This is a genomic window from Mucilaginibacter psychrotolerans (genome assembly GCF_004519315.1).
Taxonomy (GTDB): domain Bacteria; phylum Bacteroidota; class Bacteroidia; order Sphingobacteriales; family Sphingobacteriaceae; genus Mucilaginibacter; species Mucilaginibacter psychrotolerans.
The window spans coordinates 14,412-29,521 of sequence record NZ_SOZE01000009.1 but is presented as its reverse complement, the minus strand read 5'-3'; the positions used below and the strand labels follow the sequence as shown (position 1 = coordinate 29,521).

The 15,110-nt window shown below is 46.3% G+C and carries 13 protein-coding genes; all 13 read left to right on the top strand.

Features of this window, described 5'->3' with window-relative positions:
- The first annotated feature begins 59 nt into the window (after positions 1-59).
- The 13 genes from traK (at position 60) to E2R66_RS10850 (ending at position 15,091) form a co-directional block, all read left to right on the top strand.
- Positions 60-674: a conjugative transposon protein TraK gene (gene traK, locus E2R66_RS10910; protein WP_133230740.1), complete on the top strand. Its 615-nt coding sequence runs from the start codon at positions 60-62 to the stop codon at positions 672-674.
- The gene (locus E2R66_RS10905) at positions 652-1,065 is read left to right on the top strand and encodes a hypothetical protein (protein WP_133230742.1); all 414 of its coding nucleotides are present in this window, start codon (positions 652-654) and stop codon (positions 1,063-1,065) included. The genes traK and E2R66_RS10905 overlap by 23 nt, the downstream gene beginning before the upstream one ends.
- A gap of 6 nt (positions 1,066-1,071) precedes the next feature.
- Positions 1,072-2,268, top strand: a complete 1,197-nt coding sequence (gene traM / locus E2R66_RS10900; RefSeq protein WP_133230744.1) for a conjugative transposon protein TraM — start codon at positions 1,072-1,074, stop codon at positions 2,266-2,268.
- A gap of 22 nt (positions 2,269-2,290) precedes the next feature.
- Positions 2,291-3,085, top strand: coding sequence for a DUF4138 domain-containing protein (locus E2R66_RS10895; protein ID WP_240049289.1), 795 nt, complete (start codon positions 2,291-2,293; stop codon positions 3,083-3,085).
- A gap of 16 nt (positions 3,086-3,101) precedes the next feature.
- Positions 3,102-3,317 carry a hypothetical protein gene (locus E2R66_RS10890; protein WP_133230748.1) on the top strand — a complete coding sequence of 72 codons (216 nt, stop codon included), beginning with the start codon at positions 3,102-3,104 and terminating at the stop codon, positions 3,315-3,317.
- A gap of 25 nt (positions 3,318-3,342) precedes the next feature.
- Positions 3,343-8,769 (top strand): helicase-related protein, encoded by a 5,427-nt coding sequence (locus E2R66_RS10885; protein WP_240049288.1) that lies wholly within the window; start codon positions 3,343-3,345, stop codon positions 8,767-8,769.
- 78 nt (positions 8,770-8,847) lie between these two features.
- Positions 8,848-10,854: a type IV secretion system DNA-binding domain-containing protein gene (locus tag E2R66_RS10880; protein WP_133230752.1), complete on the top strand. Its 2,007-nt coding sequence runs from the start codon at positions 8,848-8,850 to the stop codon at positions 10,852-10,854.
- Positions 10,835-11,254, top strand: coding sequence for a hypothetical protein (locus E2R66_RS10875; RefSeq protein ID WP_133230754.1), 420 nt, complete (start codon positions 10,835-10,837; stop codon positions 11,252-11,254). Before E2R66_RS10880 ends, E2R66_RS10875 begins: the two co-directional genes overlap by 20 nt.
- Positions 11,255-11,278: 24 nt before the next feature.
- Positions 11,279-11,683, top strand: a complete 405-nt coding sequence (locus tag E2R66_RS10870) for a BAR domain-containing protein (protein WP_133230756.1) — start codon at positions 11,279-11,281, stop codon at positions 11,681-11,683.
- A 19-nt stretch (positions 11,684-11,702) separates the two neighbouring features.
- Complete coding sequence (locus E2R66_RS10865; protein WP_133230758.1) at positions 11,703-12,110, top strand: hypothetical protein; 408 nt, start codon at positions 11,703-11,705, stop codon at positions 12,108-12,110.
- Positions 12,107-13,717 carry a zincin-like metallopeptidase domain-containing protein gene (locus tag E2R66_RS10860; RefSeq protein WP_133230760.1) on the top strand — a complete coding sequence of 537 codons (1,611 nt, stop codon included), beginning with the start codon at positions 12,107-12,109 and terminating at the stop codon, positions 13,715-13,717. The genes E2R66_RS10865 and E2R66_RS10860 overlap by 4 nt, the downstream gene beginning before the upstream one ends.
- A gap of 1 nt (position 13,718) precedes the next feature.
- The gene (locus tag E2R66_RS10855) at positions 13,719-14,495 is read left to right on the top strand and encodes a DUF4099 domain-containing protein (RefSeq protein WP_133230762.1); all 777 of its coding nucleotides are present in this window, start codon (positions 13,719-13,721) and stop codon (positions 14,493-14,495) included.
- Positions 14,495-15,091: a hypothetical protein gene (locus tag E2R66_RS10850; RefSeq protein WP_134737923.1), complete on the top strand. Its 597-nt coding sequence runs from the start codon at positions 14,495-14,497 to the stop codon at positions 15,089-15,091. Before E2R66_RS10855 ends, E2R66_RS10850 begins: the two co-directional genes overlap by 1 nt.
- The last annotated feature ends 19 nt before the right edge of the window (positions 15,092-15,110 follow it).

Genomic DNA, 15,110 nt, shown 5'->3' with positions numbered 1-15,110 from the left:
CTCCTTTCTGAGGCTGGCCCGCTGCCATGGGTCAGCCTTTTTTATTTAAACCCATTTTTATGATCATTAAAAATATTGAAGCCAAAGTTAGGCTGGCGACGTTCATTGCCGCAGGAAGCCTGCTGACCTCGCTGGTCATCGTCGGCATGAACTGCCTCTATGCTTACAAGCTGGTTACTAATGCGCAGAAAAGCATTTACATCTTAGATAAGAACGTGCCCATACTGGCCCGTCAAACGGACATGCAAATGAATCGGCCGGCGGAATACCGTGCGCATGTGGACCTTTTTCATTCCCTGTTTTTTTCCCTGACACCGGATGATAACTATATGGAATACCAGATGAAGAAAGCCATGTACCTCGTGGACGAATCTGGCATGCAGCAGTATAATAACCTGAAGGAAAACGGATTTTTCAATTCGATCCTGTCATCCAGTTCGGTGCTTACCCTGCAAACTGATTCCATAACCGTGGATATGCCCAGGCATTATTTCCGCTTTTACGGAAAATTAAAGATCGACCGGCGAAGTTCTACGGTCGTGCGCTCACTTATCACGGAGGGCTACCTCAAGGATATCCCGCGAAGTGACAATAATCCCCATGGTGTACTGATCACCAACTGGAAAACGCTTGAAAATAAAGACTTGCAAGATGTGGAGAAAAATTCATTCTAACCGGGATCCAAGGGATACCCTTTATAGCGAGATCAGGAAGGAGTTCGGCGCTTACTTTCAGATCGCCGGCCATGCCGGGCTGAACTTGTTCAAATCCTATCCAAAATTTTTTTATGGCTGTATGATCGCGTTGATGGCCGTTTCGCTTGTGCTGTCATTCACCGTGTTCCGGCATCCGGAAAAGGTAGCAGCAGTACCTAAGCAGGACGTTAATCCGGTTGCAGACGGATTTAGCCAGATTATTAAGGCCACTGGAAATATCAGGGAAACCTTGCACTTGAAGCAATTAGTGGACAGTTTATCTGCAAAGCAGCAACTCACTGCCGCTGACAGCCTGCGTTTGGACAGCGCACTCGACCAGCTTTCAAAAATTCACCAAACACTTAAATAACCTATTATGAAGATTGATTTCAAGCAGCCCAAATATGTGCTGCCAATTATCCTTTTGCCCTTTTTTTGCCTGTTCTTTTATACCTGGCACAGCGGTTTTTCCAAACCGAAAGAAACTGCCAAGGAAAATATGGGGCTAAATGGTACAGTCGGCGATGTTTCGTCGGATGTCCGCAAAAAACAACTGGCAGATAAGCTGGACGCTTATCGGAATACCTATAAAGAAGCGGACGGCCTCACTGCAGTAAATGTCATCCCCAAAGAAAATTCCAGTAATCCGGCTTATGCTAATGATTATTCGGATGAGCAAAAGAGAAGGCTCGATTCCATTCAGCAGGCTATGAAGATGAAGTTTGCGAACGGTTCCGGAGGTCATAAACGGGCAGATGTCGGGCAGGACCGCCGCTTAACCGATGCGGTAAACGCTATGGGTTACCGTCAGGCCAGCCAGCACATTAATACCACGGCACCACCAAAGGAAAAAGATCCAATGGAAATTTTCAGGCTCCAGATGGCGGTCATGGATAGCATTAGCCGTTCCAACGATCCTGCTTATAAAGAAGAGCTAAAGAAAAAGCTTGCTGCGGAAAACGCAGCCAAACTCAAACAAAACCAGGTCAAGTTCACCGTTGAAAAGGCTGATGAGGTCTCCAAAGATTTTAATACGATCCTGCCAGAAAAAAAGGCGGCATTTATCAGCGCGGTCATTGATGAGAATGTTACCGGTTATGCCGGCTCACGTTTACGCTTAAAACTGCTGGAGGATATTAAAGCCGGAGGTACTCTGATCAGAAAAGGGACTTATCTCTATGCGCAAGTCAGCGGGTTTTCTGAACAACGCGTTACGCTGGCGATTACTTCCATATTATACGACGGTAAAATACTACCGGTCAAGCTGGATGTTTACGATCTCGACGGCATGCCTGGGTTATATGTACCCTCATCGGCCTTCCGGGATTTCACCAAAGATCTTGGCGGTAACTCGGTACAAGGCGTAACCATTGATGGAAGCTCGGGCAACAGCCAGTTTATCATGAGTTCCCTTGACAAGGTATTCCAATCTACATCTTCAGCTATTGCAGACCTGATCCGCAAGAACAAAGCCAAGCTCAAATACAACTCTTACCTTTTTTTAATTGACACAGATGTGCTGCAAAACGCACAAAAACGCGAAAGCTTCTCGAGTGCTGATGAAAAACAATAATAACACGAAAAAAAACACTAACATGAAAAAGATATTAGGCTATTTAATGGTGCTCATCGCACCAGCGCTTTACGCGCAGGATAAATTACCGGTAGTTTACCTACCTGAAAATTTAACCATCCATTTTGTTTCACCGGAACCCATCCAATACGTCGATATTTCCACCAAAGAGCTGGCAGGCGACCTGCCTATAAAAAACGTTTTGCGCCTAAAGCTGCGCGATTCACTAAAAACTTTTACAGGGTCGGTTCTTACAATCGCAGGAGAGAAATTTATTGCCCAGTACCGCTTGCTGCCCGGCTACCCCGGTGTTCCGACCGAACGGAATATTATACCCGAAGATATGCGCCCGCTGGATATATCCGGGATAGGCCTGTCTCAAAACCAATTGAAGAGTTTATCCCTTAACCTGATCACACAAAAGCCTGATAGGCGGGTGGAAAAAGTTAAAGCATTTGGAATTGACGGTCAGTTGAACCATGTTTATACGGTAGGCGATTATCTCTTTCTGGATATCTCTTATCGCAACAAGACCAATCTGAAATACGACATTGCTGACCTTCACTTCAAGGTCGATGATAAAAAAGTAACCAAAGCAGCCAATAACCAGTCAGTCGAAATAACTCCGGAATTTGTTCTCTTCAATCAACCTGCCTTTGCTAAAAGTTACCGGAACATCTTTGTCTTTAAAAAAATGTCCTTTCCCGGCAACAAAGTGTTACGCGCTGAACTAAGCGAAAAGCAGCTTTCAGGCCGCGTTGTCACCTTAAACATCTCATACCAGGATATCCTCGACGCGGACACCTTACCCAATTAACCGCTATACTTTTCTTATGACCGATACCATAGCCTACGATTATGTAAAGCTCGTGTTGGAAGAAGAATTTTTCGGGACTTATCTGCGCTTCTCCAACCATGGAATTTTACACTACGAGTTAACCAATATCCTCGAAATCTGTGCGCCTTTAGTAAAAGGATTGGACGAGGACGACCGCTTCCTGAAGTACGAAGTGATCGGCACCATAGCAGCTTATTTACAGGAGGTTTAACATGGCATACAATCCGGCAAGGAAGATGGCAGACAACCTGGCTGCCATCCGGATAGCGCTGGACTTCACCGGCCAGCAACTTACCCCAACTGAATTAGAATCACTTAAAAAATATGCCGGGTTCGGCGGCCTGAAAGCGATCTTATTTCCCCCTGGCGAAATTAGCGAATGGACCAACTTGGGTGCGTCTAAAGCTGACCTTAAATTATATCCGCAGGTGATGGAACTTCATGACCTGCTTAAACAAAAACTGAGCGATACAGCATATAAGGGGGCGATCGATGCGCTTAAAAGCAGTTCTCAAACTGCGTATTACACACCTGAATTCATCCCCCGCCTAATCTACGCCGTCCTTAAGGAAGTCGGTGTTAAGCCCAGGAGGCTTTATGAGCCGAGCGCCGGAGCCGGTATTTTTGTAGAAGAGGGCATTCGGGCGTTCCCTAATCTGGAACGAGTCACTGCCATTGAAAAAGACTGGATAACCGGCAAGATACTGACCGCGATAGCGTCAGGTTTTTCAGTACCCGTGGATGTCCAGATCAGGAAACTGGAAGAAACAGCCGCCAGCGAAAAGGCGCAATCTGATATTGTGATCAGCAATATTCCGTTTGGCAAAATTGCCGTTCATGACCCGGCTTATAATAAAAGTGGCATATCTGCCAAAGTACATACTTACTTTTTTGCTAAAGGTTTAGACAAGATCAGGGATGGCGGTATACTTGCTTACCTCGTTACAGATGCCTTTTTAAATAACCCTTCAAATATAACCGCACGTAAATATCTGTTTACATCGGCAGATCTGCTGACCGTAACTGTTCTTCCGGCTAATTTGATGAAGGAAAACGCAAATGTGGAAGTTGGTACCCACCTGATCCTGGTTCAGAAAAACGACACTAAAGAGTCGCTCAGCGAAGCGGAAAGCCAGCTCATTGAAACTGTAGAAAAAGAAAACGCCTTTGGCAAGTATCATTTGAACGCCTGGCTGGCGGATAAAAATGAGTTGATCTTTGCTGATGAGATCATCGAAGGCACTAACGCACGCGGTAAAGCTTCGCGGGTGGTTTGGCAAAACGGAAATTTACAAGACATTGAACCCTTATTAAAAGGACAGCTCATTGCGGGCTTTGCAAATTTTGACCATGCTAAGTGGGAAGGAATCTCCTTCGATCCGAAGGAAAGCAAGCTAAGGCAATTAACGTTTCTCCCTGTTCCTGTAGCCGAAAAAACGGTTGGTCGGAAAAATACCAGCCTTGGCCAGCTCGGTTTGTTTGACGCGCCCCCTGAAGCTGAAAATAAGGCGCTTGTTTACCTCGACGACCTTGACCGGGCTTTCATAGATACCGGAACCGTTAAGCTAATCAGCACGGTCCGTACGACAACAAAGCCGATGCATGATAGTGTTGTTTTGCTGACGGCAAAGGCTCTGTCCAATAACCGGTATGTTTATAAACTCTACAGCAATGTTGCTGAGATCGCCTTTCCTTCCAAATGGTTATCCGGGATTAATTTAGGGCAGGAACTGGATTTGCTTTCTGCTGAATTGAAACGGTTCGGGCACGACTACCGGTATGAAGGAGACACCACCTTAGCCCCGGCATTTAAACTGGTACATGACCGGCCAAAAGCTTTTACCGATCTCAAACCATTTTATGTAAAGGATACGCTGGCGATTTTTGAGGGGAAAGTAGGATTGATCGGCGAACCGCTGAATGGCGAAGCTCAGTTTACGCCATTTGAGGTACAGCCTGAACCCGCCATTTACCAGGATTATCTAACGCTCCGGGACATCTACCTGGAACTTTCGACTCTTGAAAATGAGCATCAGATCCAGTTCCCGGAGTTAAGGCAGTCCCTGAATAGTCGTTATGAGGCTTTTTTTCATAAGTATGGTGAACTTAATAAGGTTGTTAACCGGAACGCTATCATCAACGATGTCGCATTTGGGTTTAACATGCTGTCCTCACTGGAGATCAGGGAGCAGGAAAAATATATTCGTTCCGATATCTTTTATGGGCCGCTTTTCCAGCAGAAGGCAACGCTCAAAACCGATGATCCGCAAGAAGCACTTGCGCGCAGCCTGAATGATCTTGGCAGGGTTGACTTGCCTGTTATCGCGCAAATAACCGGATTAAGTAAGGAGGAGATTATCCTGAAACTCGATCAGCAGATTTTGTTAAATCCGCAAAGCGGCCAATGGGAAACGACAGACAGTTACCTGTCCGGCAATGTCGTTGAAAAAATGCAGGCTGCGGAAAAACAGGCTGAAGCAGAGCCGGATAACTTGCAGTTCGCCCGGAGCCTCGCCGCCATTAGGCGGGTGCAGCCCGAAAAGATTCCCTTCGAACTACTGGACTTTAATCTTGGTGAGCGATGGGTGCCGGTAGATTACTATCAGCGATTCGCAACCGACCTTTTTAAACTGGACACCACGGTTGACTTTTACGGTTCGGTTGATACTTACAAGGTGACTTATGCGAAAAAGGGGAACACGGTTACCAACGAGGAATTCTCTGTTACTCCTAAAGAAAGTAACAAGGTCACCGGCCGCACCCTGCTGGAATATGCCTTGCTCAATACCAATCCGCATTTTACCTATCCGGTTGAACAGTCTGGTAAAACGGTGCGTGTCCCTGATACCGAAGCCATACAAACCGCTCACCGGAAGATCGACAATATCCGGGCTCGCTACCTGCTCTGGTTATTGGAATTGCCCAACGAGGATAAGCAGTTTTTAGAAAAGCTTTATAACGATACGTACAATTGTTACACACTGCGCGAATACGATGGCAGCCATTTAACTTTTCCGGGGTTGGACTTCAAAGCGTTAAAGATTTCAGACCTGTACTCCTCGCAAAGGAATGCGGCCTGGCGGGTCATCCAAAATAACGGCGGGCTGATCGATCACGAGGTGGGCTTAGGCAAAACGCTCACCATGATCATTGCCGCTATGGAAATGAAGCGGCTGGGCATCGTACATAAGCCCATGATTTTGGCTTTAAAGGCTAATGTTCAGCAAATTACCGATACTTTTCGTTTAGCTTATCCAAAGGCGAAGATTCTTGCACCAGGACAAAATGATTTTGAGCCGGCAAAGCGCAAAAGGATTTTCCACGAGATAAAAAATAACAACTGGGACTGTATTATTTTAACGCATGACCAGTTTGGAAAGATCCCGCAATCACCGGAAATCCAAAGGCAGATCCTCGAAATAGAGTTGGATAACACCGAACTTGATCTGCTGGCCATTCAAAAGTCCGGTGATGAAATCACGCGTGAGATGCTTAAGGGTTTAGAGATCCGCAAGGAAAACCTGGAAGCCAAGTTAAAAGGCGTAATGGAGGCAATAGCCCAGCGCAAGGATACGGGCATCAATTTCGGTGAGCTTAATATTGACCATCTCTTTATTGATGAATCCCACAAGTTCAAAAACCTGACTTTCACCACCAGGCATACCAGGGTAGCCGGTTTAGGAAACATGCTCGGCAGTCAAAAAGCACTGAACATGCTGTTTGCCATACGCACCCTACAGGACAGGTATGACGCAGATCTGTGCGCTACCTTTTTAAGCGGAACGCCGATCTCCAATAGCCTGACGGAGATGTATTTGATCTTCAAATACCTTCGTCCACGGGAATTGGAAAGGCAGCGGATCTCAAATTTTGATGCCTGGGCGGCGGTTTATGCACGCAAGACGGTTGACTTTGAGTTTACGGTGACTAACGAGATCAGGGCTAAGGAACGTTTTCGGCATTTCATCAAAGTGCCTGAGCTGGCACTATTTTATAATCAGATCACCGATTATAAAACGGCCAAACACATCAACCTCGATAAACCCGAAATTGATGAAGTGCTGGTTAATATTAAGCCAACGCCTGACCAGCAGGACTTCATCAAGCGGTTAATGCAGTTCGCCAAAACGGGTGACGCCACTGTAATCGGAAGACGGCCACTTACTGCTGATGAAGATAAGGGCCGAATGCTGATTGCCACCAATTACGCCAAAAAAATGGCGGTGGATATGCGATTGGTTAACCCCGAAAAATATGGCGACAATCCGGGTAATAAGGTCAACATTTGCGCTAAAAACGTCGCTCAAATCTTTCATGAAAGCACGGCCTATAAAGGTACACAGATCATCTTTTCTGATATCGGTACGCCAAAGGTCGGGGAATTCAATGTTTACGATGCCTTGCGCGACAAACTCATAACTGATTTTGACGTCCCGGCGAACCAGATCACCTTTATTCATAACTGGACTACCGATAAGCAGCGCAAAGAACTGTTCATGAAAATGAATGCCGGCGAGATCCGCATCCTGATCGGCAGTACAGAAAAGGCAGGTACGGGCTTAAATGTTCAGCAAAGGGTTGTTGCCATGCACCACCTCGATATTCCCTGGAAGCCTTCTGAGCTCGAACAAAGGGACGGTAGGGGTGCAAGACAAGGCAACTTGCTGGCGAAAATGTATTACGGCAATAAGGTCCGGAACTTTATCTATGCCGTGGAACAGTCATTGGATAACTACAAATTCAATCTGCTAAAAAACAAACAGATCTTCATCAGCCAGATGAAAAATAACGAGCTGGCGGTTCGGACACTGGATGAAGGCGCGATTGATGAGCAAAGCGGGATGAATTTTTCGGAATATATCGCCATACTTTCCGGGGACACTTCATTGTTGGAAAAAACCAGGATCGAGAAAAAGGTCGCTGAACTGGAAGGGTACAAATCTGCGCACTTCAAAGAGGTAGCCAGGAGCCGTTATTTGCTGGAGGACCTGGAAAAGAAATGCAGGGACACGCAAACGACCCTGGATATGGTACATACTGATACGCAGGTATATAAAGGTCTGCTAAAATACGATGGCGATGGTACGAAGCTCAACCTGATAAAGTTGAAAGAGATGACCTCTGCTGACGCAGTTGCCATCGGGCAAAAGCTGATCGACCTTTATACCAACTGGTGTCCGCAAAACCCTAACCAACCGGAGTTGCATTTAGGCGAACTGTATGGCTTTGATCTTTATATCAGACGAAAGCTGCAGACCGTTGACGGGATGTTCAGCAGTAAGATCGAATTTGTAACCTCACTTTATGCCGAAAGCCGTGCAACAGGGATCAAGTATATGCAAAACGGTGGAGCGCCACATGTGGATAATCCGAAACTTGCCGCACGCTATTTTCTGAACTCCATCGACCGCGTTGTCGGTATGTCCGAGCGATATGAAAAAGATATAGCCGATCTGCAGAAGCAGATTCCCGAAGTTCGGGATTTAACGCAACGGACCTTTGACCAGGAATACGAGCTGGCGGCCCTGAAAAAGGATCTGGCTAAACTGGAACTGGAGATCAGCCAACAGATCTCAGAAAATGAAAAGCAATCCCAAAAAGAAGAGTTGTTTAAAGCTGACGAGGAAGAGGATATGGCCGTCCATATAGGTATTAGGCGATAAGCACGCCTTGTAGCCTTTGTTCATGGAGTCACCCGCTAAAGCCGGGGGCTTTTTTCATTACTAACCCAATTCATTTTTATGGAAGAAACACGGGAACAGCAAAAACTCCACGGGTTTTTGCAGTGCGCAATCTATTTATCCATTTTACTGGAAGCCTGCATATTCATTTACCACGATGCCCCTATATGGGGCATTTTTCAAACACCGCTCGACAAGATCAGCCACATTTTTATTTATGCTAAACTGATCTACAGTAAACTGGCGACATTTGGCCTGATATGCCTGGTCAGCATCGGTACGCTGGCAAAAAAGAAAACAGACCTCGACCCTAAAAAGCATATTGTTTACCCGCTTGCGCTCGGTCTGTTTTTATTTTTCGGCAGCATCGTTTATCAGGGACGTGCATCGACTCAGGTGTTTAAATATACCACCTGGTTCGACCTGCTGTACATGATCTGCTCCTTTATCGGGGCGCTCATGGTGAGCGTGGCGATGGATAACATTTCCAAGTTCATTAAATCCGGCTTAGGTAAGGATAAATGGAACACCGAGGCCGAAAGCTTTATGCAGCCTGTTAAGCGAATAGATACCGCATATTCGGTCAATATCCCCATGCTTTTTTATTATAAAGGCAAAGTGCGGAATGGCTGGATCAATATCTGCAACGTATTCCGCGGCACCATGGTCATCGGCACACCAGGTTCCGGTAAAAGTTTTTCTATCGTCAATCCCTTTATCCGGCAGCTGATCGCTAAAGAATTTGCGGTTTGCCTGTATGATTTTAAGTTTCCTGACCTTGGGCAGATCGCTTATTACCACTATCTGCTCGCCAAACAAAACGGCAAATTAAAAGGCTACGCTTTTCATGTTATCAATCTGAATGATATCGAAAAAAGCCGCCGTATCAATCCCTGGCGGGCTGATTATATCAAATCATTGGCCGATGCTGCAGAAACTGCCGAGGCGTTGGTGGAGGCCTTGAAAAAGGGAGACCGTTCAGGTGGTAGTGACCAATTCTTCACGCAGTCTGCCATCAATTTTCTTGCTTCGTGCGTGTACTTTATGAGCAAGTATAAAGGCGGCATCTATTCCAGTTTTCCCCATGTATTGGCTTTATTGAACCGTTCCTATGAGGAAATATTTAACGCTCTGACCTCTGAACCTGAACTTCGTTCGCTGCTATCACCATTCATGACAGCGTACAACGCCAAGGCCTTCGACCAATTGGAAGGGCAGATCGGTACGCTGAAGATCTTTATCAGCAGGCTGGCCACAAAGGAAACCTTTTGGGTTTTTTCGGGTAATGATTTTGACCTCAAAATTTCAGCTAAGGAGAATCCGGGCATGCTGGTACTCGCTAATGACCCCAATACGCAAAATATCAATTCGGCCTGTTATTCTATCATCATCAACCGGCTCACCAAGCTAATCAATACCAAAGGTAACCTGCCATCTGCCTTGATTGTGGATGAGGTGCCTACCTTATTCGTCCACCGGGTGGAAAATCTGATTGCAACAGCCAGATCGAATAAGGTTGCTGTACTGATGGGATTGCAGGAACTGCCGCAATTTAACCAGCAATACGGGAAAGATACCGCAACCACGATTACCGCCGTGGTCGGTACTGTACTCTCAGGTTCTGTGCGAAATAAAGATACCCTGGAGTGGCTGGAGCGCCTGTTCGGAAAATCCAAACAGATAGGTGAGGGCCTGTCAATAGACCGGAATAAAACATCCACATCCCTCAATGAGAAACTGGAGGTGCTGATTCCGGCAGGAAAAATAGCCTCTCTCAATTCGGGTGAAATGGTGGGAATGATCGCGGCCGATGCTCAGGAAAACTACACCGGGCAGTTCGAAACCTCCGCCGTGAACTGCCGCATTAATTTGGATATGAAGGAGATCGCCAGGGAAGAAAAAGCCTATAAGCCTTTGCCTGCCTTTTATGATTTCGGGGGAAAGATGGACGAGAAGCTCCGGAGCAATTTCAATCATATCAGTAATGAAATTCAGCAAATGGTAATTGCATTTAAACCACCACCACCCATTAAAGCTACCATGAAGAATGAACGAAGAATCGAATGAAAAACAGTTGCCCGAATTGTTGATGATACACCCTTACTTAAAGGATGATCCTGTAAATAAACAAGGAGAGATCGGCATCATTACAGCCGCCATCCTGAATACGGATGAGTTCTATGTAGGATTTGACGACTTCGAAGTTGGCTTATACAGTGCTGACGCCCTGCTCACTTTTAAGGATTCCGGTGCTATTTATGATTTTATGCATAAACATGCGCTGACACTTTCAGTAGACCATTTTAGAGACCTTAAAAATATTGCCTTACTGCTGGACTACGGAACGCTGCCACAACAGCGGACTGCCATGGAAATAGTTCAAAAAAATCCGGGTCTGATAGCAGCGGCATTGGTCACACTGGAAGAAAGTCTCGGCCTTGATCAAGCCTATAAAAGAGGCAGATAAACTCCAAAATATAAAAGAACAATCATGAATGAGCAAGATACTATTGACTTAATGGTCATGGTCAGCCCGGTCCTGTGGTTATCCGACTTCATGGGCAAGATCGGCATCATTGAACATTCGGACTTCAAGGAGGACGAAATTTGGGTAAGGTTTGAAGATGAAGACGTCGAGCCCTTTTGTTCACACACTTTATTCGTGCTGAGAACTCCCGATGAGTTAAACGAAACAGCGGAAAACAAACGGGCAGCACTGTGGCCGCCTGTACCTGAAAATCTTCGATACCTCGCCGGGTTGCAGGAATCCGGATCGGCCAAAGAGGTAAGACAAGCTTTCGAGCATTTAAACGACGACCCGGAACTTCATCGCTGGGCCACTATCCGGTTGAGCGAAGTCATCGACCATGCGGCAAGGCGCAAGATAGGCAGGTAAATTTTAAAACTTAAACATTATGGCTAATGCAAAATTAAACGGCACCCTCGTGTTGGTGCAGCCGGATCTCGAAAACGACACCGGCACTAAAAAGGGAGAGATCGGTATATTAACCTATGCCCGGTCTGAAAAAGAAAATTATGTAAGCTTTCCCGATGGAGGTGAAGCCTATTATCCTGCAGGCCAGTTAATGATGCTCAAGGATAAACAAGAGATTTTTAATGACCTGACCCAAAATGGCTCGTCCATGCCACTGGATGATTTTAAGGCCATGTATAAGATCATGCTGTTACAGGATAGGGAAACTTCTCAGGCACTATATTCCGCGCTGGCTATTGCCAACGATCATCCGGGTCTGCAGGAACGGGTATTAGAATCCATTAACCCTGCACAAAAACAAGAACTGGCCAAAACCTACAGCCGATGAAAGTACTTATCAGCTTTTGCCTGGTCTGCCTCCCCTTAAAACACCTGCGCATCAATTCCGATTTCGGCTACCGCATCCATCCCCTGACCGGGAGATACACAATGCATGAAGGAATTGACTTCAAGGCCCGCCACGATACGGTATACGCCATCCTATCAGGTAAAGTAAGATCCACCGGCTATGATGATGGTCTTGGCATCAATATCCGTCTGTCGCATGACGATATCGTATCGGTATACGGTCATCTCAGCCAGGTTTTTGTTGGAGCGCAGCAAACTATCGCAGCCGGTGAGGCCATCGGGATTACCGGCTCAACGGGGCGGGTGACCGGCGAGCACTTGCATTTCAGCATCCGCTACCAAAACAGATTTATCAATCCACTTAAATTTTTATATGAACTGCTAATCAAAAATGACATGAACGACAAAAATTTCAAACCGCTACCGGTACAGCTTTCCAACAAGCTGATCGCAGAAATTAAGGATGGCAATTCCTTATTTCAAAAACCCGTTAAGGAAAACGGGCTTCCGGCTTTTGTGAAGCCTATCAACCCCACTACGGGTAAAGGCTACAGTGCCATGAACGCTTTAATACTGGGTATGGAACGCCATGACGATCCAAGGTGGATGTCCGCCGATGCTGCCCGTTATGCTGGTACCTGGGTAAAAAAAGATGAAACAGGCACGCTGATCGAATTTCCTAAAACCAACGATATCCAGGCTATCCGGACTGCTGATGGGAAGCCCATTAAAAACGATCAGGGCGTTACGCAAACTAAAACCGTTGAATTCGATAAGCCCCAGCGCGGGCAGGCTTTCCTGTTCAACGGCAGCCAGCTTAAGGACCTGCAACCTTTGGCTGAGTTCCTGGAAAAACAAAACGAGGGACAAACCTTGTCTCCGGTGGAAAGGGCTGAAAAGCTGATCGCCGACAGTAAGGCGGTCATCATTCATGGCGGTCAGGAAGCTTATTACGATAAGCAACGGGATGCCATTTTTATGCCTGAAAAGGAACAATTTGAAAATGAAACCAAGTATTATCAGGCGGCCATCCATCAGCTTGCACACTGGACAGGGCATGAAAGCCGTGAAAAGCGCCCGATGGAAGGCAAGTTTGGCTCCCTGGAATATGCGCGTGAAGAATTGCGCGCGTCCATTACTGCTATCCTGATCGGTGGTGAGCTTAAGATTGGACATAATTTCGGTCACCAGGCTTCATACATGAGCAATTTCGTCAAGCTGTTTAAGGACGAGCCTTTTGAGATTGCCAAAGCGTCCAGGGATGCCCAAAAGGCGGCTAATTTGTTATTAGGCGTAAATCCTAAACGGGAACAGAAACAAGGGGCCGATACCGCGCAGGGATTTAAAAAGGGCGACGAGATCGCTTACATGGATACCACCTATAAGGTTTTGGAAACCTATAAAACCAAAAGCATCAAAGTGGAAGATGCAGCAGGCACCCGCAAGATCCTGAAACCCGAGTACGGCCTTTACAACTCCCTGTTGGAAGCTAAATACAACCCGAGAGAACCGGAAATGGCTGAAGAACAAGCACAGGAACAGGAGCAGGGTCAGGAACAAAGTAACACTTATAAAGTAGGCAGATAAAATGAACCTCCTGAATTTTAAAGAAGAAGACCTTCCGATCAAGGATCTGGAGACCATCGGGCTGGCCGCAGGCGGTCAGTTGTTATTGAACGTGGATGATCTGAAAGCGCTGCTTTCAGGTAGCCGCACAAGTTTGCTGGAATTGCACGACCTCGAAGCAGAGAACATCAAGATCAAATCCCTTAACGCCAAAATTTCGTTACAGCCGAATGAGGCCGGAAAGATCGACCTGATCATACATCCCATTTACCGCAGGGCGGTAACACCTGATTTTCTGGATGATAACGAAGCGCAACAATTGCAAAAGGGAGAAGTTGCCAGCTTATTGAAAACCACGCTCGATAACCATGGCAACAAAAAGGAGATGTTGATCGAATATGATCCGGAAACAAAGGAATACATCGTATCGGATACCGAGAAGATCCTGGCACCGGATATGGTTAACAACGAATTTTTGACCCAGGCACAAAAGGAAAACTACCGTAAAGGCAAGGAAGTACAGATAGCAGACGGTACGAAGTTCGCTTACTCCGGGGTCGACCATCACGGTATTCGCGCCAACAAACTGGCGCTGATCGCTTCCATTATGATCGATGGCGGATTAAGCTATATGGTGTATAAGGGGCTCAATGCATTGTTTAATCAAAAACGCGATCAAATAGCTGCTGAAAAATTAAGCCCAGGTTATCATAATGCCATGAAGGATGTCGAAAACCAGCGGCCATTTGTACCTAATCAGGCCACCCGTTCTTACACGAGGAGCGGTGGCACACGCTGATGCATGACTATTTAACGAGGCTTGGCGTTCCACCGGAACTCCAGGCCTTTTTTAACGCAGGCCATGATTTGTCTTTCGACTATGGCGACGAGCGTGAGCATTTCGACGAGGGTTTTCATATCATACCGACCACTCGTCATCTATGGGTGGCCGGTAATGATAGCGCTTTAGAGGTGATCGTTTCTTACTCAGTTATGGAGGCTATGGCGTTCCTGACCATAAATCGCGTCCGCTATCCCAAGCCCGAACAGCTATTATTTATTGCAATAGGTATCCGGTTGCATACCGAACAATCTGATTGGATCAGGCAACGCTTACGCAAGCGAAAGTTTACGCTGGTATTCGGCAGCGACCTCATTGGTCACATTACAGATATCAAATTCACAGCTGCGATAAAAAATCTACCAATTCGTATAGCACATGAGAACCATCAGGTGCTGATCTATTGCCAGGAACAATCACGGTCGTTTGAAGATGAGTATATCAGCTTGCACCAATTCAGGCTTGCCTATGGGATCCGTGCCAACATCCGTACGCGTAAACCAACGCAATCCTCATCATTTTTAGAACAATTAAAGCAGGATGCCCCCGATTAAGTAACCGGGTTAATCATGC

What these genes read in the sequence shown, in the direction of transcription:
- traK (WP_133230740.1), top strand. Translation starts at nt 60, where the DNA reads ATGATCATTAAAAATATTGAAGCCAAAGTTAGGCTGGCGACGTTCATT.
- E2R66_RS10905 (WP_133230742.1), top strand. Translation starts at nt 652, where the DNA reads ATGTGGAGAAAAATTCATTCTAACCGGGATCCAAGGGATACCCTTTAT.
- traM (WP_133230744.1), top strand. Translation starts at nt 1,072, where the DNA reads ATGAAGATTGATTTCAAGCAGCCCAAATATGTGCTGCCAATTATCCTT.
- E2R66_RS10895 (WP_240049289.1), top strand. Translation starts at nt 2,291, where the DNA reads ATGAAAAAGATATTAGGCTATTTAATGGTGCTCATCGCACCAGCGCTT.
- E2R66_RS10890 (WP_133230748.1), top strand. Translation starts at nt 3,102, where the DNA reads ATGACCGATACCATAGCCTACGATTATGTAAAGCTCGTGTTGGAAGAA.
- E2R66_RS10885 (WP_240049288.1), top strand. Translation starts at nt 3,343, where the DNA reads ATGGCAGACAACCTGGCTGCCATCCGGATAGCGCTGGACTTCACCGGC.
- E2R66_RS10880 (WP_133230752.1), top strand. Translation starts at nt 8,848, where the DNA reads ATGGAAGAAACACGGGAACAGCAAAAACTCCACGGGTTTTTGCAGTGC.
- E2R66_RS10875 (WP_133230754.1), top strand. Translation starts at nt 10,835, where the DNA reads ATGAACGAAGAATCGAATGAAAAACAGTTGCCCGAATTGTTGATGATA.
- E2R66_RS10870 (WP_133230756.1), top strand. Translation starts at nt 11,279, where the DNA reads ATGAATGAGCAAGATACTATTGACTTAATGGTCATGGTCAGCCCGGTC.
- E2R66_RS10865 (WP_133230758.1), top strand. Translation starts at nt 11,703, where the DNA reads ATGGCTAATGCAAAATTAAACGGCACCCTCGTGTTGGTGCAGCCGGAT.
- E2R66_RS10860 (WP_133230760.1), top strand. Translation starts at nt 12,107, where the DNA reads ATGAAAGTACTTATCAGCTTTTGCCTGGTCTGCCTCCCCTTAAAACAC.
- E2R66_RS10855 (WP_133230762.1), top strand. Translation starts at nt 13,719, where the DNA reads ATGAACCTCCTGAATTTTAAAGAAGAAGACCTTCCGATCAAGGATCTG.
- E2R66_RS10850 (WP_134737923.1), top strand. Translation starts at nt 14,495, where the DNA reads ATGCATGACTATTTAACGAGGCTTGGCGTTCCACCGGAACTCCAGGCC.